Here is a 22,645-nt window from a genome sequence, read left to right on the forward strand (position 1 = left end):
CCGCCATCGGCACCCACGCCATCCGCGTCCAGGTCATCATCACCGAACCCGCGCTGTTCCTCCCGGTCATCGGCATCACCCACCTGCAGGCTGAGGCCGCAGCCACCGCGAACCTGACCACCGGAGTACAAGGACCACACCGGCCATGACCACATCATTGCGTTCCCGCCCTAACGAGACTCTGCGCGGATTGGGCGCCCTGTTGCTCTTCGCCGTCCTGCTCATCGGGTTCCCGATCGGTCTGCACGCCGTCGCCGGATCGCCCGTCCCGGACCGGCTGCCGACCTGGGACGAACTCACCGCGACGCTGATGAGTCCCGACACCGACCAGCGCCTGTTCCTTGGCGCCGTCCGCCTGCTGGGCTGGACGGCCTGGCTGGTGTTCGTCCTCGCCACCTGCATCGAAACGATCGGTCACCTCGCCGGACGCTCCACCCCGTCTTTTCCCCGTCCCGCCCGCTGCAGCTGCTCGTCCGGGACATGGTCGCAACCGCCACACTCGCCTTCAGCACCACCGCCGCCCTCACCACGCCCGCCGCCGCGCACATCCCATCGGGGCTGCATTCCCCGACAACCGACGCGACACCCCGCACCTCACCGCACGCACCCAGCCCGTCCCAGCCCGCGCCGGTCAACGACACGGCGGGCCCGGACTCAGAAGACCGTGCCCAGAACGGTGAGCAAGCCTCCCGCGGCGGCTCGCGCCCGGACACCGGGCAGAACCAGCAGAGCGACGAGCGAACGTACACCGTCGAAGGGGGCGACACCCTGTGGGGCATCGCCCGCCGCACCTACGGCTCCGGCACCCGATACCCCGCCATCTTCGAAGCCAACCAGAACCTCGACCAACCCGACGGTGTCCCGCCCCTCATCCACCCCGATCAAGTGCACCCCGGCCAGCGCCTGCGGCTCCCCCCACAACCGCGAACACCCCAGGCCCCGCACGAAAACCGCCGAACAGCTCCCACCGACACCACCCCCCACGCGCCTCCGTCAGGTCCCGAAGCCAAGGACACAAGTCGCCCGAGCAAGCACCCGACCTCCCCCACGGCGGAGGCGTCCCCCAAAACCTCACCGCCCGCAAAGGTCCCTGCCCCGGTCGTCGCGCCCCCACCACAGCGGCCGACCACACCACCGTCGGCGCCATCGACACCGCACGCATCAAACGAGCCGGACGCCACCTCGGCCATCACCCTGCGTTCGGGCTCCTACATCGGCCTCGGCCTGGCCGCCGCCTCAGCGTCGCCTTGGCCGCCACCCGCCTGCACCGCCGCCGCCGAACAGCCCCCACCGACACACCGGCCCCGCCCCCGGTCGCCCAAGCCCGCAAAGCCCACCTGGACACCTACACCCACCACGACGACAGCCACACCCCCGTGCCCACCGACACCGACCTCGTGCAACACGACCGCACCGTCCCCGCCCCCGAGCACCTCACCATCGGAACCCGCGCAGGCAAACCCGTCACCGTCCCGGTCCCGGGGCTATGCCTCACGCTCACCGGCGACGGCGCACCCGCCGCCGCCCGAGCCCTCACCACCGAACTCCTCGCCCGCGCGTCCCGTGACCGCGCCGAACTCCTCATCCCCCAGCCGGATGTCCACACGCTCTACCCCGGCCTCACCGACCCCGCCGATCCGCTGCCGGGACTGACGATCACACCGACCACGAACGCGGCCATCACCCACCTGGAAACAGAGATCCTGCGCCGCGCCCGCCTCCTGGAAACCTTCGACGAACCCAACATCAACGCCCTCAGGGCCGCCGACCCCGCCGAACCCCTGCCCACCCTGCTGCTCACCACCACCGTCCCCGCCCATACCGCACCCACGCTCCACGCACTCCTGCAACTCGGACACCGCTACGGCATCGGCGCACTCATCCTCACAACCCAACCGACCCCATCAAGGGCAACCACACCAACCGCAGCCACACCGATCACGACCACCCTGCACATCAGCGACGACGCCACCCTCATCGACGCCCAAGGCCCACTCGCCCCCGTGCTCACCGGCACGCGCCCGTTCCATCTCACCGCCAACGACGCCAACGAGATGCTCCGCACCCTGTGCACCGCCACCGGCGCCGATGCACCCGGCACCACTTCCGAACAGCCCGACACCGCAGCGCCGACTCCGGTCACCATCACCCGAACATCCGACGAGCGAGTCCCTGATTCCGGCCGCGACCTCAAGGTCGCTCCCCTCACACCGTCTCCCCGACGCGCTGCAAAGGAACGTCCCGTCCAGTTGCATCTCCTCGGCACCGTCCAACTCCACACCTCCGAGGGGCCGATCAACACCGGCCTGCGCCGCACGCCCGCGAGTTGCTGGCCCACCTCGCGCTGCACCCGTCCGGCAGCACCCGCGACCGCTGCATCGACGCCCTATGGCCCGACCACCAACCCGACGCCGCCGGTGCCCTCCTGCAGGCCGCCATCAGCAGCACCCGCAAGGTCCTGCGCACCACCACCGGCCTCGGCGAGGCCATGTTCATCGTCCGAGCCTCCAACCGCTACCAGATCGACTCCGACCTCATCGACATCGACCTGGAACACCTCACCCACGCCCTCGCACAAGCCCGCCAAGCCGCCACCGACGCCCAACACCTCCGACTCCTCCAGACACTCACCACCCACTACACCGGACACTTCGCCGAAGACCTCACTCACGAATGGGCCCAAGCCCACCGCACACACCTACGCCGCACCACCCTCGACACCCTCACCGACCTCGCCCACCACATCCAAGAGGCCCACCCAGAACAGGCCCTCCACGCCCTCGAACACGCCATTACCCACGACCCCTACGCCGAACCCCTTTACCGAACGATCATGCAACTCCAAGCCCGCCTCGAACGCCCCGACGCCGTCCAGCGCACCTACCGACTCCTCACAGAACACCTCACCAATCTCGACGCCGAACCCGACTCCCAAACCCATCAGCTATTCACAACACTCCAATCAGGCAATACGCTTCATTAGTGCCCTTACGCGCGCGGCTCCACAACCTGGACCAGGCCATGGACGCAGTCACCGACGGCTGTTCGAGCTTGTAACGAGAGATACCCCGGCTGTTCATCAGCGCACGGGAAATCATTCACGCCCCTCCCCTCCCTCCCCCTAATCGAGTCGGTCGAGATGGAGCCGTACCGACACAAGGCGGTGATCACTGGTGCGGTTCCCGAGATCAGAAACGTGCACCCGATAAGAGTCAGGATCGATCGCCTGGGCGAGCCATGGACTGGTGACGATGTGATCGATGTGGGCACCCTGCCCGTAGTCAACGTGGTCGTTGACCGTGACCGTCATATCGCCCGCGAGGCAGGCGGCGCTGATGAACCCGGCCTCTGCCCACAGCGTCAAGGCGCGCCGGTCTGAGAGTAGGCGGCCGTTCGGGCGGATGCCGGGCGGCAGGGTTTTGTGGGTGCGTTTATGCGGGGGCAGTTCCTGCCAGTCCGGCTCGAACTCGGTGTGTCCCGGGCAGTCCGGCCACAAAGAGTTGAAGTCTCCGGCGAAGACGCTGGCGAACTCGGGTGCGGCATATCGCGTAAGCTTTTGGGCCTCGTCCAGGCGGACATCGCCGTTCCAGTGTGCCCACTGAAAGGAGCGGGCCACGAGGACGCGATCGAGGCCGGGTGCAGTAAATTGCATGATGCCGTGCTGATCGTGGAAAACGCCGGGGATGCCGGGCTTGTAGTGCCGCCGGGGTCGCAGTCGCGGCCACCGCGCGAAGACGAGTTCGTGCAGGGATCCGCGTTGGCTCGGGGTCAGGTACGAGCGCAGCCCCAGGTCACCGAGCAGTTCCTCGGCGCGGTACCGCAGGAATTGCCCATCGGCGTCGTATCTCTTGCCCTCTTGGAAGAACAGCAGGTCCACCGGCGTGTCTATCTGGGCGAGGAGCTCCGGTAGCGCTTGGAGTTCGCGGCCGTCCTGCAGGTTGAGCGTCGCGACGGTCAGCATCTGGTCGCTCATCGCGTCTCTCCGGTCGTGACGGTGTGGGTCGGGGACGTCCCGGTGAGTAGGCGGACAAGCCCGGTGATGTCGGTGATGACCGTGACGCGGGCGGGCAGCCCGCTCGGCGGGCCCGTTGCGAGCAGCACGGCCCGGATCCCAAGCAGCACCGCCGGGTACACGTCGTTGGCGAGGTTGTTGCCGCAGCACAGCACCTGGTCCCGGCCGACATCGAGGATGCTGAGGACATGCTCATAGATCGCTGCGTCCGGTTTGCCGATGCCCAGCTCCCGGCTCTGGAAGACCCTGTCGCCGAAAAGGTCCGCAAGGCCGGCGGTATGCAGAGCGCGCCGCCGGTCTTGGCCGGGACTGGTGTTGGACAGCAGAGAGATCCGGACGCCCGTCGCGGCGGCGGCCCGGAGGGTCGCTGCGGCGGCGGCGGTCACCGGCCGCATCCCGAGCCTGCGGTCGACCGGGTCGCTTCTGCTGGTCAAGGTGGAACCGTAGTCCACGACAAGGTCGGTGATGGGGCCTCCGTGAGCGGCAGCCCGGAAGGCCCGTAGGTCGCGATCACTGCTCATAAGCGATTCCTTGAGTTCGCAGGAGCGCTCGGCAGGCACCGAGGGACACTCGCCCCCGGCAGGCCCCCGAATCTTCTACGAGATCCCGGACCCGCCACCCGACGGGCGAGACTTCGACAGGGACTCGCACATACGAGAATCCGCCCGATCCGTCAACGGGTAATGCCGGTCGACATTGGCCGAGTACAGCACCGCATCGGCATAGGATTCCAGTTCGTCATCGCATCGTCGTCGATGACGGCGCAGAAGTCATCGAGTTCGGCGGCGATGCGTTTCCATTCGTCGCTGGTCGGAGGTCGCCGCATGTGGCGAATGAACCATGCCCGGTCGAGGTAGGCGATGGCGATCCCGTACCGGCCTGCCAGTTCCAGGAGAGCAGCGACGGGGTTGCCGCCGAAGTGGTCGTCGACCAGCGTGATGAGATCACGTTCGGCGCGTGGCTGTTGAAGGGGCGGGTTGTCCGCGGGGCGGCTCTGCGGCATGTCGAGCGGTGCCGGTTGCGCAGGGGCGGCACTCGTCGGCTCCGGCGTGGTCTCCGGTGCGCCCGTCGTGGCACACGCTTCGAGGGCCACGCCGACATCCCCGTTGATCATCGCGTTAATCTCATCCACCGGATAGCGGCGATGCCCTCCCATCGTGCGAATGCAGGACAGTTTCCCTTCGTCCACCCATCTGATGATTGTTCTTGCGTCGACTCTGAATAGGGCAGCCACCTCTGCCGGGGTGTAGTAGTTCCCGCGTTTTACTTGGTCGTTCACTGATGTCCTCGGTGTGGGATGGTCCACGTTCAGCGTTGGGGCGTGGTCAGGGTCCGTCCGATGGGGCGGGTTTGCGGTGCCGATCTTGGGGACGGTCGGTCCGGTTTTCGGGCGACGCCGCAGTACTGCAGGACGGCGGGCGCCTGCAGGCCGAGCGGCGGGCGCCAGTGAGAACACGACACGACTCCGGGTTCCAGGAGGTCCAGGCCATCGAAGAACGCGGCGATCCGGGCGGGGGTGCGGGCGACGACGGGCGCGGCGCCCATCTGCATCAGCAGCCGCAGGGAGTCGTGTAGCAGGTCGCCGTGGAGTTCGGCGGTGGGGTGGGCGATGACGACGTGGCTGCCCGGTGCGAGCGCGTCAGCGAAGGTGTTCACGGCGGTACGGGCTTCGGCGTCGTCGACGAGGTGGCTCAGCACGCCGAGCAGCATCAGGGCGACCGGCCGGGAGAAGTCCAAGACCCGGCCGGCCCGGGCGAGGATGGTGCCGGTGTCGCGGATGTCGGCGTCGATGTGGTCGACAACGCCGTCGCCGGTGCCGGTGAGCAGGGCGCGTGCGTGGGCCAGGACGAGCGGGTCGTTATCGACGTACACGGTCCGCGCACCAACTGCGGTGCGCTGGGCGATCTGGTGGGTGTTGTCGACGGCGGGCATGCCGGTGCCGATGTCGAGGAACTGGGCGATGCCCGCCTGGGCTGCGTGGTGGACGGCGCGGCCCAGGAACGCGCGGTCGTGAAGGGCGGCGTCGATGATGCCGGGGATGCGGTCGGCGACGAGATCACCGGCATGCCGGTCGGTGGGGTAGGTGTCCTTCCCGCCGAGCCAGTGATTCCACACGCGCGCCGCGTGCGGAACCGAGGTGTCGATGGGCGAGTCGGCCAGGGCGTTCTCAAGAGCGCGTGCCAGGTTGCTGGGAATTTCGCCAAAGATGGACTCGGGGAGGTCGTCGAAGCGTCGCGGCATCTCAATGCCTCTCGCGGCCGGAGTAGCCGAGCGGGCCGGTCGCGGTGAACGGGCGCACCGAGATCGCCCGCGGGTATCGATCGTGTGGGTGGCGATCGTGGTGTGTCATCGACGTTGGCGTCTTTCCTATATCGAGGTGGTGTGGTGCCGCCCGTCCCTCCCCGCGCGGGGTCCCGGGGAGGGACGGGCGGTGCTCAAGCGGACAGGACGGTCCCGTCCTCGGTTGGGGGGTGCAGGGCGGTCGAGCGTGCGAAACGCGCCGACCACTGTGGGCGGTCGACACCAAGAGCGGCTTCGGCGAGGCGGTAGAGCTGGATGTCCCTGGTTCCGGCGGGCGCATCGGTGCAGATCGCGTCCCGGTAGAGGCGCTCCACGGGGCGGTTGGTGCGTAAACCCGCTGCACCGTGGATGCGTACCGCGTCGCGAGTGGAATCGATGGCGGCCTCGACGGCGTGATACTTAGAGTTGATCAACTCGCGGTCGCAGGGCTGGCCATGGTCGAGGCGGTGCACAGCCTGGTAAACGAGGGTGCGGGCGGTGTTCAGCCGCTGTTCGAGCGCCCCGATCTTGTGCATGATGACCGGATGTTGCGACAGCGGCCGACCGTAGCGGTGCCGCTGCTTGCTGAACGACACGGTCTCCTCGACCGCGGCCCTCAGGATGCCAAGCGCGACCGCGGCCAGATTGGGCCGCCCGTACAAGATGCTGGAGGAGTAGGCGACGTCCAGGCCGTCGCCCTCGGCACCGAGCCGGTGAGTAGCCGGGACCCGGACGTCCTCGAATACGATGTCACCGAAGGAGAATCCCCGCAGCCCCATCGTGCGCTGGTGCGGAATGAGCCGGACCCCGGGCCTGTCCGCCTCGACCAGAAACGCTGACAGCTCCCTGTTGGCCTTAGCCCCGTCACCACCTGTGCAGGCGACGACGCCGTGCACGTGGCCGACATGGCTGTTGCCGACGTACTGCTTGCGGCCGTTGAGGACGTAGTGGTCGCCGTCACGGGCAGCGGTGGTCCGCATGCCCAGCACGTGCCCGCCCGAGCCTTCCTCGGTCACCGCGATGGTCGGCAGGCAGTCGCCGCTGGCGATCGGTGGCAGCCACCGCTGCTTTTGTTCCTCAGTCCCGAAGTGGAGAATTTTGGCGACGCCGAGCTGGGACGCCTGCGCGATGGCGCCCGCCGTACCCGACACCCGGGACAGCTCCTCGATGATGATGGTCTTGGCGAAGTGCCCGCCAGCCATGCCGCCGTAGTCGGCGGGGATGGTCACTCCGATCCACCCCTGGCGGGCGATAAGGGCAGGAAGGGCAGTGTCGGCGGTGGCGCAGGTTTCCATGTCGGCGACTCGAGGGGCGACCTCAGCATCCGCGAAGTCGCGGACCTGCTGGCGAAGCCGTTGGTGGTCGGTGGTCTCGATCACAGACGTCCCCTAATCCTCGTGGAATCGCAGTCAGCAGTTGCTCGGGTCGGTCCCCCCTTTTGGTTGCGGTCGTCAGCCGGGCGCAGAAAGCGTGTTGCTGCCGGTGTGGCGCGCTTGCCGGCCGCTCCTGGGGTCCATGAGGTTCATCAGCCGGACGGCGTGGTCTTTGATGAGTTCGCGGGAAGGCTCGCCGGTGGAGAGCGGAAGGCCGGTGGTACCGACGACGCAGACGGTGCCCAGCAGTGTGCCGGTGGGCCGGTGGATCAGCGGAGCGCCAGCGTAAGTTCGGATTCCGATCTGGTCGACCACGGCGTTGGCAGCGAAGCGGGGGTGGGCGTACACGTCGGGCAGGACAAGGGCGCCTCGGCGTTGGACGACTTCGGGGCAGTAGCCGTGCTCGCGGGACATGCTCCGCCCGACCGTGGGTTTGCCGTCCGGGCAGTGGAGCCCGACGAACTGTTGCTCGTGTGTGATCAGGTTGACCATGGCGTAGGGAACCTCGGCGTCTTCGCCGAGCCGGGCAGCGAATGCAGTGGCTAGGGCAGTGGCGAAGGCGTCGAACCGATCCTCGACCTCGCCGAGGTTCAGGTTGTTCAGTAGCTGGATTCGCGCCTGGAACTCGGCGTCGAAACCGGTGCCGGTGGGGGTGGGAAGAGGCATGGGTGGGCTCCTGGAGGCACGGTCAGGTGCGGGTGGCGAGAGCGTGGCGGACCAGGCTGGTCAGCACGGTGACGACCGAGCTGGGGTCGCGGGCGTCGCAGTCCACCATCGGCACGGCAGTGTCGATGTCGAGGGCGTTGCGGATTTCATCGGCGGCGTAGCAGTGGGCGGCGCCGTCGAACTGGTTGGCCGCCACGACGAAAGGCACGTCGCGTTCCTCGAAGAAATCCAGAGCGCCGAAGGCGTGTTCCAGTCTGCGGGTGTCGACCAAGACGACACCGCCGACCGCACCGAAGGCCAGTTCGTCCCACAGGAATCCGAACCGGTCCTGGCCAGGCGTGCCGAACAGCAGCAGCGTCATCGGCAGTGGCCGGGTGAAGGTACGGCGACCGAAGTCGAGCGACACCGTCGTGGTCGTCTTGCGTTCCACTCCGGTCAGGGAGTCGATGCCCTCTCCGGCGGTCGTCAGGCGCTCCTCGGTGGTCAGCGGCGGGATCTCGCTGATGGCGCCGACCAGCGTCGTCTTGCCTGCCCCGAAACCGCCCGCGATGAGGATCTTCAGTGCCAAGCGCCCGCCCGCGTCATCAGGGTGCTGCAGCGCGGGCTCGAGGGATGGTGGTTCAGGCGACGGCGAAGTCATGAGCTTCTAGCCCCTCCAGCAATGCCCGCAGCAGGTGCGGGCTCGGGCGGCCGGTGCCGAGATCCGGCCGTACGGCGGGCATCTCGATGATTACGGCGCCAGCGTCGATCAGGTCCGACAGCAAAGTTTTGGTGACCAGGACCGGCTGTTCGATGGCGGCAGCGATCTCGGCAACCGAGCGGCTCTGCGCGCGGCACAACTCGAGAGCGTGCGCGGCTTCGGGCACCCAGGTCCGCCCCTGCGCGCGCGGGCGGCGGTGAGCATCGTGTCCAGCGCCATCTGATGTCGGGGCCGGGTGCGGCCGTCGGCGACCACGTAGGGGCGGACCTGCTGCACGTCCTGATCGACCCATGGCCTGGCGACTGCGTGCGTCCCGCCGGTTGGTCGGCCGAGGGAGTGGACGGCGCTGCGGGAGTTACCGCTCATCGCTGTGTCCTCCGACGACGTCCGTAGCATCGGAAGTCGAGCTAGGGGGCGTGGTGCGGGCCGCGGTGACCATGTGCTCGGCGACGCTCACGACCATGGCGGCCATCCGGTTCCCGACCAAACCGGTATGCGCGTCGGCCCCGGCCAGCACGCCCAGTACGCAACCGACCGCCACAGAACTCTCGACGTGGTGGTCCGGAGTGCTCATCAAGATCGTGTACCGAGTGTCGTGCTGGACAATGATCTGCTGGACGGCACCGGCGGGCCGGAAAGTGATCGCTCCGGCGGCTTCTCCGGTGGAGTACAGCGCAGCGGCCACTGCAGCGGCGCGGTCGGCCTCGTCGGCGGACAGACCCGCTGCCGCCAGCACCAACCCGTCCCGGGCCACCAGGAACGCACCTTGGGTGCCGGGTACCTGGGCGAGGAAGTCCTGTAGTAGCCACCCCAGGTTCTGACTTGCTTGGCCCGTCGTGGCATCGCGAACGCCGGATGAGAGTGCCGTGGTCGGAGGTGACGCGGGAGAAGTCGGGGACATCGACATTGGGAGTCTCCTGGTGGGCGTCGGCGGATGCAGGAAGAAGCGGGCCGGTCGGCCCGAGGATGTGGTCGCGCGGATCAATCCGGTAGATACGCGGTCGACGGATCGGACGACCTAGCCAGGCCACCGTTGAAGGAACTCCGGTTCGCAGGCTCTGGGTCGGCGCTGACCTCGCCCTGGGCGCGGAGTCGGGATGCATATGCAAAGTCGGCCAGCAGGCCGGCGACCGGGCCTCGCACTCCCGTGTTCGGTTGTTGGTGGTCGCGAGGACTCCAGCTCGCAGCGCTACGCGGGTCAGCGGCGGCATCGGCCGCAACGCCATCCGCGGAGTACTCCGCTTTGCTCCTTCGACGGCGCCGGGGAAGTGCTGGATGCTTCCCACCGCTGTCAAAGCTGGGCGACGCCTCGGTGCCGACGCTGCTCCGACGCATCGCCGATGCCTCGCCCGGGACCACCGGCTGACCCGAGGATGGTGCGAAGGATGCGCTGGGTAGGGGGGCGACCCGCTGTGCAAGGTGCCGGTCAGTGACCACTCCGGGCGTCTTCCCCCCGCCCATTGGCGCCGAGGGAGAAAGGGAAACCGGTTCGGCGACAGCACCCGGTCGTTGCCTCAGGAGCAGGTCGGCCGGAAGGGCAACCACGGCGCGCGTCCCGTGCGGTTCGGCCGGGTACAGCGTGACCTGAACCCGGTGGCGTTGCGCCAGCCGGGACGCCACCAGCAGCCCGATCGGCCCCGCAACGATCTGATCGTGCAGGCGCACGGTGTCCGGCGTGGCCAGCAACCGGTTCAACGTCGCGTAGGTGTCCGCCGACATCGGTAGCCCCTTGTCAGCGACCTCAATGCTCACCCCGGACGGTGTCGGAACCGCCGCCATCTGCACCGTGGTGTCGGGTGGGGAGAATTTGGCGGCGTTCTCCACCAACTCGGCCAGCAGCAACGTGATCTCCGGCCCGGCATAGCCGGGCAGGTCCGCATCCACCTGCGCAGGCGGCACCTTCACTCGCACGCGGGGATAGTGCTCGATCTGAGCCACCGCCTGCCGCATCGCTGTCGCCAACTTCAGCGGCGCGTTCACCTGCCGAGCTGTTGCCCCACCTAACACCGCCAGCCGCTCCAGCCCCCGCAGCGTCCGCGTCGTCAGATGGTCGATCTTGAACAACTCGTGCAACAGGACGGTGTCCTCCACCTGCCTTTCCACCGAGTCCAGCGACTCCAGAATCCGGTAGACCAGCAGATGCAGCGGCCGCCCCATACGGGCGAGGACCTCCCGCTCGAACTCGGCGTCACTCCTCTCCGTCGGTACATGCGCCGAACGGGCATGCGCGCGCACGTCGGCGTCGATCGCGGCAGCGATGACGTCTGCGGCCCTGTCGGGCTCGGTAGCAGGGTGAAACGGCTGGAACCAATGCAATCCCATCCATTGCCGATCGGAGTAGGGGCGCTGCCAATGCCAGAACAAACTGTCCGCATCACACGGGCCCGGCAACAGCACCACCATGCGGCCGATGTGGGGATGGACATCGACTCGTTGCGCCGACACCGCCACCGCGTCGGCCGGGTTCCCCATATGCGGCGTCGCCGAGGCACAAACTCCTCGGGCAGTGAGGTAACGCACCAGTTCGTGCGCGTGTGCGGATTGCCGGGGCGGCGGAGTGCCGCCGCACCAAGCACTAGCAGTGGAGGCAGAGGTGGTCATCGCACCGCTCCAGAGAACGTGGGCAGATCGAGCCTCCGATGTGCCGCTCGCTCGATGACGGTCAGTCCCGCGTCCGTGGTCCCGTGCTCGCCGACGCCAGCGCTCTCCGGCACCGCACAGGCGAAGGCCCTGGCTCGCCGTCCGGCCCGTCCGTCGGGCAGGACGTGCACGATCAAACCGCGCTCCCAATCGGAGCCTTCGGTCGGCTTGGTGAGATTATCGTCAGCGCGCGACCACGCCTCGAGGGCGGGAAGTCCGCTTTCTACCTGGGTCATGGTCACACCTCCTCCACGTTGTTGCGGGTCGCGAGCGGGTCCACCTCAGTGGACCAGTTCTGCGCAATCACGCGGCAGCGGAGCGCGACGTGAACGTCGTGAAGCTCTCAGACCATCCCGTGAAGGTCGTGAAGGTCGACCGGAACGCACCCGTCGGTTGCTTCATCTGCCACCGTTGTGGAGCTACCGTCCCGAGGGATGCCAGTGGCTGGGAGGTCCGGGATGCCCGAGGAACCATCGGCACTAACTTCCGCGCTCGAACGAGCCGGAATGAATCCGCGACAGCTCGCTACCGAGATCAACCGATGGCTGGACGGCAGAAATCTCAGCGGCAAGCGGATCGACGTCACCGCGCCCTACTCATGGGTGCGCCATGGGTACAAGCCCTACGCCCCCATCCCCTCCGTCGCCGCCGCCGTCCTGTCCGAGAAACTCGGTTCCCCGATCACCGTCGATGAACTTTGGCCCGCTCACCGAACCACCGCCCCCAGTTCGCTTACCGCAGCAAATGAACTGGGCAGCTTCGAGACGATGGACGCGCCGCTGGCCGCGCTCGACGAACTCGCCGCATCCAGCGCCGGCTCGAACACAGACGTGACGCCAGCGAACGGCGCCGACCTCGCCGCCGCCGTCCATCAGGGCTTGCACACCACATTGCGCTGGACGACGCCGGGAACATTGCACCGCGAGCACGTACTCCAGCCCCAGGTTGACGTCATCGCCGCCCACGTCACAGCCCTGCGCAAGCTGGATGATCGGCATGGCGGCGGAGCGCTGAGCCTGCGCTACATCACAGGCAACTCCGGACCGTCCTCGACCTCGTCCGCTCGGCCGACTACGAGCCGTCCGTCGGCAGGCAACTCCTGACGATCCTGACCGACCTCGCCCAACTCGTCGGCTGGGTTCATTTCGACGCTGGGCGCCGCGGCGCCGCAGAGCGGTACCTGCTACTGAGCGAGCTGGTGGCCAGAGGGTTGGGCGAGCACGGTCGCGCAGCGAACGCCATCGGCATGTTGTCCTACGTCTCAGCCTTCGCCGACCACGGCCCCGAAGCGGTCAACATCTCCGCAGCCGCCGAACACTCCTGCCCTAACGTCCCGGTGCTCCAGGCACGCATCCACGGCAGAAAAGCAACCGCCTGCGCCGCCGCCGGTGATCTGGCCGGCTTCCGGGTGGCATCAGACAAGGCCCGAACCCTGCTGGACAGACATCCCCCGGGTAACGCGCCTTCCTACATCTACTACCTGGAACCAGAGCAGCTGACCGCAGAAGCGGGCCAGGCGCTCATCGTGCTCGCCGAACGAACGCCGGTCGGGCGCAAGGCGCTGTTGCGCGAGGCCATCGAGCTTCTCACTCCAATATCTGAGATCGGAGCCCGGCCGGACTATCCACGGTCAGCTCTCCTGCACGGTTCGTTCCTCACCAAGGCGCACCTCATGCATGGTGACCTCGACGCCGCGGTACACACCGCGAGAGCTGCCCTGACACGACTTCGCGAGGTCCAGTCCATCCGCGGTATCACCTATCTGCGGGCGCTCCGCCCGGCCTTCGCTCGACGACAACGCTCCGAGGTAGTCTCGGACTTCCTACCGGAACTCGACTCAGTACTACCTCGAACATGATCAACAGCGGTCCCCGCGTCTCAGGTCCGACCTCCGGTCCTCGCAAGGTAAGCCTTCGGCGGCGTCCATACGACCATCCGGACGCCGTTCATCTCGTCCGTGCCCTCTTCGACGACCAGGTGGAGCGCTACGGCTACGCCGACCCCGTCGAAGCCGCAGCGCCTGCGGCGTACACCCCGCCCGAGGGGTTGTTCCTCGTCGCGTACCAGGGCGAAACGCCGGTCGCATGCGGCGGCTACCGGACACATGATCTCGAGACGAGGACGATCGAGATCAAGAAGATGTATGCGTTTCCGGAGCTACGGGGCAGCGGCCTTGGTCGCCTGATTCTCAACGAGCTCGAATGGCATGCGGCTCATGCTGGGTTTCAGTCAGCGATCCTCGAGACCGGTGTTCGGAACACCGCCGCGCTCGCCCTGTACACCGGAGCTGGGTACCGACCGCGGTCGCGATACGCCACCGATTACCGGGACCCCGAAATCAACCGGGCCTTCGTCAAGGAGCTCGTAGCCGGGAGTTGACCTGCTCCCACTCCGCCAACAGCCGCTCTTCTCGCAGGGAATCGATCCCGTGCTCCGCGAACCGCTCATGTTCCACCGGACGCCCACCCGCTTCCAGCCACGCCCACGTGTCATGCACCGTGTCCAGCAGCGGCCGGGCGCGGAAACCTGCGGCCTGGGCACGGCGGGTGTCCATGCTCCAGGCCGTCGGCAGCGCCCGCCAGAGCGGAAGCTCCGTCCACTGCACGACGCCTTGCTCCACGAGCCACTGCTCATCTACCCAGACGAACTCGGCCGAGGAGCCGGTCACTTCCGCGCAAGCAGCCAAGAAGTCACCATAGCTGTCCCTATCAATGGGAGAGGCGACATTAAAGACTCCGGTATCTCCCTGTATCACCCGATCGACGGTGAACTCTGCGAGATCGCGGACGTCCACGGGCTGAAAGCCTCGTTCGGCCGGCGCCGCGCCAATACCCGTCCACCCCGAGCAGTCCGCCGCAACCACCAGGGCAGACGCCCCACGTACTCGTATGGCCCGAGCACAACATGTGGTCGGATGGTCAGCACCTCGTCCCCGAATTCGCGCTGGATCGCCGTCTCGCACCCGGCTTTCAAGGGACCGTAGGCATCCGGATCCCACTGACGTGTTCCCGGGTCGTGGTCGGGGTCCGCGGCCCAGACTGGTGATGCTTCACTGACGGGCTCGTACGGCCAGTCCCGATAGGCCGAGATCGTGGACATGAAGGCGTAGCGTCCGGTCACCGGCACCAGTGCTCGCGCGACGTCACGCACGACGGCAGGTACCGATCCCGCCACATCCAGCACGGCGTCCCACGGACCATGTTCGGCCAGCCGAGAAAGGTCCTCCTGGTTCTCCCAGTCACCCTGAACGAAATCAACACCGGGCAGCACGCAACCGGAACGTCCCCGGTTGAAAACCGTGACCTCGGCACCTTGGCTGATTGCGGCGGAAACAATCTCCCGCCCGACAAACCAGGATCCACCCACGATCAGCAATCGCATGGCGCCATTGAAACATGGTCGCGCACGACCTCTGCGACTGCGGCAGGACCGCGGTAGATAAAGCGCCCAGCACGGCGACAGGCTACGTTCACGGCCTTCACGGGATGGTCCGACAGCTTCACGACGTTCACGTCGCGCTCCGCTGCCGCGCGAATGCGTAGAGCTGGTCCACTGAGGTGACCCGCTCACGACTGCGGCCCGCGACAACGTAGAGGAGGTGTGACCATGACCCAGGTAGAAAGCGGGCTTCCCGCCCTCGAGGCGTGGTCGCGCGCTGACGATGATCTCACCGAGCCGACCGAAGGCTCCGATACGGAGCGCGGTTTGATCGTGCACGTCCTGCCCGACGGCCGGGCCGGACAGCGAGCCAGGGCCCTCGTCCGCGAGGTGCTGGAGAGCGCCGACGTGAGCGAATCCGGGATCACGGACGCCGAACTGGCCGTCAGCGAGCTGGCCGCGAACGCCGACACCCACTCCTTCGGACCGTACGAACTGCGCATCGTCCTGGCCGCCGGCCAACCGGTGTGGTGCGAGGTGATCGACGCGGATGAACGTCTCGCCGGTATCCCGCAGATGTTCGCCAAGCTCGATCCGAATGCCGAGCCTGGTGATCCGGTGAACATCGAAGACCCTCCGCAGGAGAACGGCCGCGGGCTCGCGATCGTGCACCGGCTATCCCGTGGTCGATGCGGAGCGTTCACCACCGTGATGCACACCACCGGGCTCCCCGGCAAAGCGGTGGCCTTCGCCCTCCCCGATAACAGCGGTTCGGTCACAAACTCGGTGATGCCGAGCGCAGCGCGAGCCGACTCGCCCCAGGCTCTGGCCCCACGAAACAACCGATGAAGAAGGGCATCTTGCCCCAAGCGGGCCAGCCCCCGGACCGCTATCAGTGGTCGTCACCTCAGGCGGCGTGGCTCCCGCGCCACTCGAGCCACTACGCCGACCACTTCATGCATGCGACGGTCGCGCCCAATCGCAACGCCGCTGCTCCTCAACCTGGCAGTCGGGCTCCCGTTCTCGGCCAAAGCTGACGCGGTCGCCTTCAGCGTGCACTCCGGAGCTCACCCGGTCTTCACTCCCACCACGAGAAAGGGCATAGCTGATGCTCGAATCGGTCCGCCACCTTCAACAGGTGGCCCGCGGGTGGAACATCAACCCCGAGGACGTGCTGTTGATCGCATTGAACGCCTCCGGTGCCCGGTCGACGCTCCCCAAGCCCCGTATGCGGTTCCAGTTGCGGTTGGACTCCCGTCCCGACACGCCGCTGTTCCTGATCCTTTCGCTCGGACGCCAGGACTCACCGTTCGAACTGGACGAGCGCGAACTGCGACTGAACGGCGAAAGAGTCGGCGAGATCGACGGCATCGAGGACGACGACGCGGTGCTGGGCTACTGGCGCAACGGCACCAGCGTGCTCACCCTCAACTCCAACGCCCGCAGCCAGTGCACCGGCTGCGTGTTCTGCCCCAACACCCTCGAGGACGCCTCCGACCCCCAGATCAAGGCCCTGGATCTGCCGGGCTACCTGGCGGCACTAGCCGACAGCTCCGGAATGCAGAACCTGTCGGCGGTGCAGACGGTGACGGTCTGCACCGGCTGCTTCCTGCACGAGCACCTCGCCCTCGACCACCTCGCCGAGGTCCGCGCCGCCATGTCCGCGAACGACTGCACTGGCACCCTGCACTTCCTGTCCTCGGTGCTGACCAGCGAGGAGGGGATGGACGCCGCCGCCGGTCTGGGCCCGTTCCACCTCACCCTGACCGCCGAGTGCTTCACCGAGCGACGACAGATCCTCAAGGAGTCCAAGGCCAAATTCACCCCGGCCGAGATGACCACTACCCTCGGGCGAGCCCAGCAGCGGGGAATCACCACCGACTTCACCTACATCGTCGGCCTGGATCCGATCGAGGACGCCCTCAAGCACCTCACGGAGTTCGTACCGGTCATCACCACCTTTCCGCGGTTCCAGACCTACCAGGCCCACAACGCGTTCATGGACATTTACCGGACGCCCGGGGCGGAGACGATCGAGTGGCATCTGGCCATGCGGCGCCGCTTGGAGGAGCTGCTGGCTCCGACCGGTCTGCGTCCGCAGTGGTGGCAGAACTACCGCAGCCCGTGGTGTTTCACCTTCGCCGGAGAAGAGCTGGCGGGGGCGAAGATCTGATGACGGCGCCCACCGTGATCCGCGCGGTTCGTGTGTGGCGACTGCCAGCACAGCCCGCAGGGCTTCCGCCCGGCCTCCCCGAGCCGGTCGCCGCAGCGGCAGTACATCCACCGGCGGGACCGGCTTGGGCCGAGCACCGCACTCGGTTCGCCCTCGAACTCGTCGGTGAGGAGATCTCTGGGTGGCACGCCCCGGTCGGTGAGGCCGTCATGCGGATCATCGTCGACGACGTGGCCGCCGGGCTGATCGGGCACGATACGGCCGCACCACGCCGCCTGCCCTACCGCCGCAGGACCGGGCGGCACCGCAGGGGAGCACACGCCCGGCAGGCCGACTCTGCGGTCGAATTAGCCTGCTGGGATCTAGCCTCCCGCGCCACCAAGGCGAGCGTGACCGAACTGCTGGGCGGAACCATCCGCCCCGCCGTTCCGGCCTACGCTTCCGCGCTCGGATTGGACCCCACCCACGCAGCAGCTACGGACGCCGCGGCTTGGATCAGCGATGCCGGGTTCTGGGGGCAGAAGTGGCCGCTGACCAAGCCGCTGATTCTCGCCGGCCCACGCGCGGTCGCCGCAGCGCTCGCACCGTTGCACGAGGCCGCGGGACCTGGCCAGCTCATCGTTGACGGGCTGGGCCGATGCCGTCTGGACGAGGCGCTGCGGCTACTGCCCGTCCTGGCGGACCTCCAGGTCGCGTTCGCCGAGGAACTGCTGCCGCCAGGTTCGCCGGGCTGGCACCGGTTGCGCGGGGCGGGGGTGCCGCTGGCAGTGGGCGAGCACGCTGTGGACGGGGTCGAGCAGGTCCATCTGCTGACCGGCGGGAGCGTGGACGTCTGGCAGGTCGATCCGGGCTGGGCGGGTGGGCTGGCCCGCTCGTTGCACATCACCGACCTCGCTGCGGACCTCGGGATGGCGACCTTCCCGCACGGCAACCATTTGCTCGCCGCCGTGGCCCTGGCCGGGGCGTGCTACCGGGACACGATTCCCGCCGTCGAATGGCACCTGACGCTCGAGCCGTTGCGCCAGCAGATCTTCTCTGCTTCCGCGCAGGTCGAGGGCGGGCTGCTACCCGTCCGGACTGCTCCCGGGGTCATCGAGATCCCTCGACTGCCGGAGAAGGCGGCGGTACTGGAGGTGACCGCGCCGTGATCGCTCAATCGGCTCGGCGCCGCCCCCTGTGGTCACGGGTGCGCGGAGTCTGCTTCGACTTGGGCGGCACCCTGGTACGCCCGGAGGTCGAACCGACCACCGGGCAGGTCGCCCGAGTACTGGGCATCTCCCTGACCGAAGCGCGCGGGGTGATGGGGGTCCAAGCCAAACGCCGCAGGATCGAGCCCGCCGACCTCGCCGACGACCTGGCCGCCGCCTTCGACAGCCCCGAGCTGGCAGGTTCGCTCACCCACGTGCTGGAGCGGGCCCGGCGGCGGGCTGCCGAGCCCGAACTGTTCCCCGACGTCGCCGATATGCTCGCCGCGCTCCGGCGGCAGGGCTTGGCACTGTTCGCTCTCACCAACTGCCTCGGCTCTTCCATACCGGAGCAGATGCCGACGGACTTGGCTCCCTTGCTGGACGGTGTGGTCTATTCGGCCGATACCGGGGCGGTCAAACCCGAGCGCGCCGCCTTCGCCGCCGTCGAGTACACGGCCGGCCTCATGCCGGATCAGCTGTTGCACGTCGGGGACTCGCTGCGGGCGGATGCCGCCGGAGCCGATGCGGCCGGTTGGCACTCCGCCTGGCTGGACCGCCAGAGGTGCGGTGGCCCGCTGCCGGTTCGCACCATTCGACTGCACACGCTGACCGTCCTGCCCTTGCTCCTGCCCGACAGGACCGCAGCGGTTACCTCGATGACCTCGATGACCTCGGAGGCGCCCCGATGAACCCGGCCGATACCCCAGATCAGACCTCTGCTCCCAGCGATCCGCTCGCGAGTTCGGTTCCGTTGTTCGATCCCGCGCAGTTGCCGCTGCGCCGGTGGTGCGCCGGAAGCCGCGAGGACGCGGTAACCGGCCTGGTCGCCTTCCCCGACTTCCACAGCCACATCCCCCGCGCGCTGACCGCCGCCCTCACCGGTGGGAACATCGCCGGGCTGGCGATCGGCGACGTCGACGGGCTCAAGGAGCACGTCGAGCAGGCGAACTCAACCGACCCGGACTGCTACGGGCACCTGGCCGGGAACCGGGTGATGGCCCGGCTGGGGGCCGTCACACGCTCATGGTTCCACCAGCAGCCCTGGGAGGCCGGATGCGCGGCAACCTTCGGCGGCGACGAGGTCATCATCGCCGCCACCCTGGACGACGCGACCGCCTTCCACCGGGCCGTCACCGAACTCGCCGACCGGCTCTCCAACGAACTACCGGTGAGCGTCTCGTTCGCGCTGACCTTCGCATCCGTCGATCACCTCCCCCCGCATCCGCACGCCGGGGGCTGGAAGCACGTCTTCACCGACCGGCTGCTCGCGGCGGTGGACCGCTGCTTGTTCACACACAAGGCCGTCCGCCGCTCCAGCGGCGGCGAAGGCGGCACTATCGCCGTCACCCAGCTTCCAATGCCCGCCCCCACACACTTGCCCGGGAACCGCAGCACGCTTCTGCCGCTGCCGACCTCAAACCAGACGCTGCACGTTCTGGCCCGGCCGATCGACGTCGGGGGACGCAGCATGCTGGCGCTGCCGTGTGCGGGGCCGGACGGCCTGCGCGGTACGCGACTCCGGGTGACCTTTCCCGACGGCGCCACCCGCGCCGTCGTCGCCGTCTCCCTGCACGGCCAAGCCGCCATCAGCCACAAGACCGTCAACGTAGAGCGCCCCGGAATCCAGGGGCGCAACCGTCGAGGACGCGACCCACAGGAAATGGGCATCCCACTCACATTGCGGCCGATCCGCCCAAGATCGCCCCGCGGCGTCCCGAACGATCTGGCCGCAGCCCTGGAACGGGCCGATCTGGATTGGTCGGCGCTGCCCACCCACGAGCAGAACCAAATGCTCCACCTGATCACCGAGTCCGCCACCGACGACATCCGCGCCGCCCGCATCACCGCCGCCATCGACGCGGTGGCCACCCGCAGCCGGAGGTGACCATGGTCCCGGCCACCACACCATGTACCGCAGCGCGTCCGACATCGGTGCTTGGCTCCGAGGCGTCGCTGGCGGGGTTCCCTGAGTGGAGCCACGCCGCCGACCAGGCCGAACAAGACGTTTCCGACCGGGCCATCGATGCCTGCTGGCGGGCGCTGAACTATCTGTGCGCCGCCCAGCTCTACCTGCTCGACAACCCCCGTCTCACACGGCCGCTGACGACGGCGGACGTCAAGCGGACCCCGCGCGGGCACTGGGGAGTATGCCCACCGGTCAACCTCATGCTCGCCCACCTCGGCCCGCTCATCGCCCGACGGCCCGCCGACTCCGAGTTGCTGGTGCTGCACGGCGCCGGACACGCAGGCCCGTCCGCGCTTGCCCACGCCTACCTCAACGGCACTCTGGAGCCGGACGGGCGGACGCCGGGCTGGTCGATGTCCAACCTGCAAGCCCTGATCGCCGGGTTCCCGCACACGGAACGGTTCGGCGGGGAGATCACCCCGCTCATCCCCGGCGTGCGGTACACCGGCGGGCAGCTCGGTCCCGCGCTGGCCGTCGCGCAAGGCATGGTGCTGGACGCTCCGCACCGGCTGGTTGTCCCGCTGATCGGAGACGGCGAACTGGAGACCGGCGCGACCGCAGCGGCCTGGCTCGCGCGCCGTGCGCTGGTCGACAGCGGAGCCCACGGTGCGGTGTTGCCGGTGGTGCTGGCCAACGGGTTGAAGATGGGCGGTCCCTCGCTGCTGGCCGGCATGAGCCAGGACGAGGTACGCGGCTACTTCACCGGCCTGGGCTATGAACCGCTGATCCACGACGGCGCCGACCTGCAGGGCTTCCGCCAGCTGCTATCGGATGCGTTCGCACGGCTGCGTCCAATCGATACCGCCGACAGTAAGGCCGGACGGCATCCGATGCTCGTGCTGACCATGCCCAAGGGGCACACCGGACCGCAGCAGGTGGCTGGGCGGCAGATCGCGGGAACCCCCGCTGTTCACAAGACACCGCTGAAAGAGCCCTGTCACAACGATGCGGAGTTCACGGCGCTGGCGGACTGGCTCGCCTCCTACCGGCCCGCCGAGCTACTCACCGCCCAAGGAAAGCCCAGCGACCTAGTCTGCCAAGCCCTCACCGGACCCGCCGCCGAGTCGCCGACACCCCGCTCGCAGACCCCGCCGCTTGCCCGGGAGCCGCAGCCGGTGGTCTCCGCGGTCATCCGGGAACGCGCTTCGAAGGGGGCGTTCCGCCTGTTCAGCCCCGACGAGCTCGCCTCGAATCGGCTGGAACTGTCGCCAGACGGCTCGCGACCGCCCTGGGCGGTCGAGATCTTGAACGAGGAGATCTGCCACGGCTGGCTGCAGGGCTACATCGAGACCGGCCGAGACGCGTTGCTGGCCACCTACGAAGCGTTCGCGCCCGTCAACACCAGCGTCCTGGCCCAGCATCTCAAGCACCGGCGCCTGCAGCACGCCAGCGGGCAGCGCGATCTGCCGTCGGTCAACTACCTGATCACCTCGCTGGGGTGGCGCAACACCTACACCCACCAGAACCCCGGGCTGGTCTCCTCGATGCTGCAGACCGAGGACCGCTCCGTACACGTCTACACCCCGGCGGACGCGACGCGGGCCGCCGCCGTCCTGGCGGCCATGCTGGCCGGAAGCGACCGCGTCAACTTCCTCATCACCGACAAACACCCCGGCCACGTCCCACCCGGCCGTCTCTCACGAGCTCACCACCGGTGCCGCCATATGGCCGCACCTGACCCACGACGGCGACCCCGACCTCGTCCTCGCCTCGGCCGGAGACGTCCCGGCTCGAGAACTGTCGGCCGCCGCAACGCTGCTGCGCGCGTCGCACCCGCACATCAAGACCCGCTATTTGCACATCAACGACCTCACGGTCCTCGGCCCCGCTCCGACCTGGCCCTACGCTCTGTCCGTGAAGGCGTTCACCAGCCTGTTCAGCACCCGCTCGCCAGTGCTGATGGCCGTCCCGACCCACGCCGGCGCCGTCCGCACCCTGCTCACCGGGCGCGGGGAAACCAGCCGCTTCCACGTCGTCGGATACCGGGAACCCGGCCGCCCCACCACACCCGAGGGGTTGCTGGACCACTGCGGGCTTTCCGCCGCCGCACTCGCCGCCCAGGCCACCATCATGCTCAAGGAGCACCGCCCATGACCCTCGACACGGCTACCCCGCCCGACCAGGCCGTCCTGGACGCCTTCAACCGGGACGGCTACGTCGTCCTGCGCGACGTGATCACCCACCAATGGCGCGAGCAGGCCGCCGCAGCCGCCATGCGGCTGCTAGACAGCGACCGCACCGCCGGACGGGACCGCAGCGCCGACAACAAG

23 protein-coding genes and 2 pseudogenes are annotated in these 22,645 nt (G+C 68.1%); 11 read left to right on the top strand and 14 right to left on the bottom strand.

Annotated features, from left to right (window positions below; genetic code table 11):
• Positions 1-1,484 precede the first annotated feature (1,484 nt).
• On the bottom strand, positions 1,485-1,859 hold the full coding sequence (locus tag BJF79_RS58665) for a hypothetical protein (protein WP_262401605.1): 375 nt from the start codon (positions 1,857-1,859) through the stop codon (positions 1,485-1,487).
• A 467-nt stretch (positions 1,860-2,326) separates the two neighbouring features.
• Between BJF79_RS58665 and BJF79_RS06210 the strand changes: the two genes are divergently transcribed.
• Entirely contained in the window at positions 2,327-2,983 is a 657-nt protein-coding gene (locus BJF79_RS06210; RefSeq protein WP_075895417.1) for a BTAD domain-containing putative transcriptional regulator, read from the top strand.
• Between the two features lie 138 nt (positions 2,984-3,121).
• On the opposite strand, the gene BJF79_RS06215 is transcribed toward BJF79_RS06210, so the two are convergent.
• From BJF79_RS06215 to BJF79_RS52855, 11 genes and pseudogenes are all read right to left on the bottom strand, one after another.
• Positions 3,122-3,973 carry a hypothetical protein gene (locus tag BJF79_RS06215; protein ID WP_075895418.1) on the bottom strand — a complete coding sequence of 284 codons (852 nt, stop codon included), beginning with the start codon at positions 3,971-3,973 and terminating at the stop codon, positions 3,122-3,124.
• The gene (locus BJF79_RS06220; protein WP_262401606.1) at positions 3,970-4,446 is read right to left on the bottom strand and encodes an HAD family hydrolase; all 477 of its coding nucleotides are present in this window, start codon (positions 4,444-4,446) and stop codon (positions 3,970-3,972) included. The genes BJF79_RS06215 and BJF79_RS06220 overlap by 4 nt, the downstream gene beginning before the upstream one ends.
• 662 nt (positions 4,447-5,108) lie before the next feature.
• A pseudogene (locus tag BJF79_RS58670) lies at positions 5,109-5,291 on the bottom strand (helix-turn-helix domain-containing protein); the annotation flags it as partial.
• A 29-nt stretch (positions 5,292-5,320) separates the two neighbouring features.
• Positions 5,321-6,253 carry an SAM-dependent methyltransferase gene (locus BJF79_RS06230; RefSeq protein WP_075895421.1) on the bottom strand — a complete coding sequence of 311 codons (933 nt, stop codon included), beginning with the start codon at positions 6,251-6,253 and terminating at the stop codon, positions 5,321-5,323.
• 194 nt (positions 6,254-6,447) lie between these two features.
• Positions 6,448-7,671, bottom strand: coding sequence for an acyl-CoA dehydrogenase family protein (locus BJF79_RS06235; protein ID WP_075895422.1), 1,224 nt, complete (start codon positions 7,669-7,671; stop codon positions 6,448-6,450).
• 72 nt (positions 7,672-7,743) lie between these two features.
• A complete protein-coding gene (locus BJF79_RS06240; protein WP_075895423.1) occupies positions 7,744-8,331 on the bottom strand; it encodes a GAF domain-containing protein in 588 nt (195 codons plus the stop codon).
• 22 nt (positions 8,332-8,353) lie between these two features.
• Positions 8,354-8,971 carry an ATP/GTP-binding protein gene (locus BJF79_RS06245; protein ID WP_083733206.1) on the bottom strand — a complete coding sequence of 206 codons (618 nt, stop codon included), beginning with the start codon at positions 8,969-8,971 and terminating at the stop codon, positions 8,354-8,356.
• Complete coding sequence (locus BJF79_RS06250) at positions 8,952-9,197, bottom strand: DUF742 domain-containing protein (protein WP_410050057.1); 246 nt, start codon at positions 9,195-9,197, stop codon at positions 8,952-8,954. Before BJF79_RS06250 ends, BJF79_RS06245 begins: the two co-directional genes overlap by 20 nt.
• Before the next feature lie 189 nt (positions 9,198-9,386).
• The gene (locus tag BJF79_RS06255) at positions 9,387-9,938 is read right to left on the bottom strand and encodes a roadblock/LC7 domain-containing protein (RefSeq protein WP_083733207.1); all 552 of its coding nucleotides are present in this window, start codon (positions 9,936-9,938) and stop codon (positions 9,387-9,389) included.
• Positions 9,939-10,012: 74 nt separating this feature from the next.
• A complete protein-coding gene (locus BJF79_RS06260) occupies positions 10,013-11,503 on the bottom strand; it encodes a sensor histidine kinase (RefSeq protein ID WP_075895425.1) in 1,491 nt (496 codons plus the stop codon).
• 125 nt (positions 11,504-11,628) lie between these two features.
• Positions 11,629-11,907 (bottom strand): hypothetical protein, encoded by a 279-nt coding sequence (locus tag BJF79_RS52855; RefSeq protein WP_143219740.1) that lies wholly within the window; start codon positions 11,905-11,907, stop codon positions 11,629-11,631.
• 270 nt (positions 11,908-12,177) lie between these two features.
• Here BJF79_RS52855 and BJF79_RS52860 point away from each other — a divergent pair, with 270 nt between their 5' ends.
• The 3 genes from BJF79_RS52860 to BJF79_RS06275 all read left to right on the top strand — a co-directional run bounded on the left by BJF79_RS52860 (position 12,178) and on the right by BJF79_RS06275 (position 14,050).
• Positions 12,178-12,774 (top strand): hypothetical protein, encoded by a 597-nt coding sequence (locus tag BJF79_RS52860; protein ID WP_143219741.1) that lies wholly within the window; start codon positions 12,178-12,180, stop codon positions 12,772-12,774.
• Positions 12,775-12,917: 143 nt separating this feature from the next.
• Entirely contained in the window at positions 12,918-13,529 is a 612-nt protein-coding gene (locus BJF79_RS52865) for a hypothetical protein (protein ID WP_143219742.1), read from the top strand.
• A complete protein-coding gene (locus BJF79_RS06275) occupies positions 13,526-14,050 on the top strand; it encodes a GNAT family N-acetyltransferase (RefSeq protein WP_075895427.1) in 525 nt (174 codons plus the stop codon). The genes BJF79_RS52865 and BJF79_RS06275 overlap by 4 nt, the downstream gene beginning before the upstream one ends.
• Here the strand turns inward: BJF79_RS06275 and BJF79_RS58675 are convergent.
• Together BJF79_RS58675 and BJF79_RS58680 are read right to left on the bottom strand one after the other, a co-directional pair.
• A complete protein-coding gene (locus BJF79_RS58675; RefSeq protein WP_262401607.1) occupies positions 14,025-14,465 on the bottom strand; it encodes a hypothetical protein in 441 nt (146 codons plus the stop codon). The genes BJF79_RS06275 and BJF79_RS58675 overlap by 26 nt on opposite strands.
• Positions 14,423-15,052, bottom strand: coding sequence for an NAD-dependent epimerase/dehydratase family protein (locus BJF79_RS58680; protein WP_262401608.1), 630 nt, complete (start codon positions 15,050-15,052; stop codon positions 14,423-14,425). The genes BJF79_RS58675 and BJF79_RS58680 overlap by 43 nt, the downstream gene beginning before the upstream one ends.
• A 225-nt stretch (positions 15,053-15,277) precedes the next feature.
• Between BJF79_RS58680 and BJF79_RS06285 the strand changes: the two genes are divergently transcribed.
• From BJF79_RS06285 to BJF79_RS58685, 7 genes and pseudogenes are all read left to right on the top strand, one after another.
• Complete coding sequence (locus BJF79_RS06285; RefSeq protein ID WP_143219743.1) at positions 15,278-15,898, top strand: ATP-binding protein; 621 nt, start codon at positions 15,278-15,280, stop codon at positions 15,896-15,898.
• 259 nt (positions 15,899-16,157) lie between these two features.
• Positions 16,158-17,222, top strand: a complete 1,065-nt coding sequence (locus tag BJF79_RS06290) for a radical SAM protein (protein WP_075895429.1) — start codon at positions 16,158-16,160, stop codon at positions 17,220-17,222.
• The gene (locus tag BJF79_RS06295; protein WP_075895430.1) at positions 17,222-18,370 is read left to right on the top strand and encodes an enolase C-terminal domain-like protein; all 1,149 of its coding nucleotides are present in this window, start codon (positions 17,222-17,224) and stop codon (positions 18,368-18,370) included. Before BJF79_RS06290 ends, BJF79_RS06295 begins: the two co-directional genes overlap by 1 nt.
• 38 nt (positions 18,371-18,408) lie before the next feature.
• Positions 18,409-19,098, top strand: coding sequence for an HAD family hydrolase (locus BJF79_RS06300; RefSeq protein ID WP_075895431.1), 690 nt, complete (start codon positions 18,409-18,411; stop codon positions 19,096-19,098).
• A complete protein-coding gene (locus BJF79_RS06305; protein ID WP_075895432.1) occupies positions 19,095-20,294 on the top strand; it encodes a hypothetical protein in 1,200 nt (399 codons plus the stop codon). Before BJF79_RS06300 ends, BJF79_RS06305 begins: the two co-directional genes overlap by 4 nt.
• Positions 20,295-20,296: 2 nt before the next feature.
• Positions 20,297-21,883, top strand: a pseudogene (locus BJF79_RS06310) (hypothetical protein); the annotation flags it as partial.
• Between the two features lie 166 nt (positions 21,884-22,049).
• Positions 22,050-22,469 carry a hypothetical protein gene (locus BJF79_RS58685; RefSeq protein ID WP_262401611.1) on the top strand — a complete coding sequence of 140 codons (420 nt, stop codon included), beginning with the start codon at positions 22,050-22,052 and terminating at the stop codon, positions 22,467-22,469.
• The last annotated feature ends 176 nt before the right edge of the window (positions 22,470-22,645 follow it).

The sequence above is a fragment of the Actinomadura sp. CNU-125 genome (assembly GCF_001942465.1).
Taxonomy (GTDB): Bacteria; Actinomycetota; Actinomycetes; order Streptosporangiales; family Streptosporangiaceae; genus Spirillospora.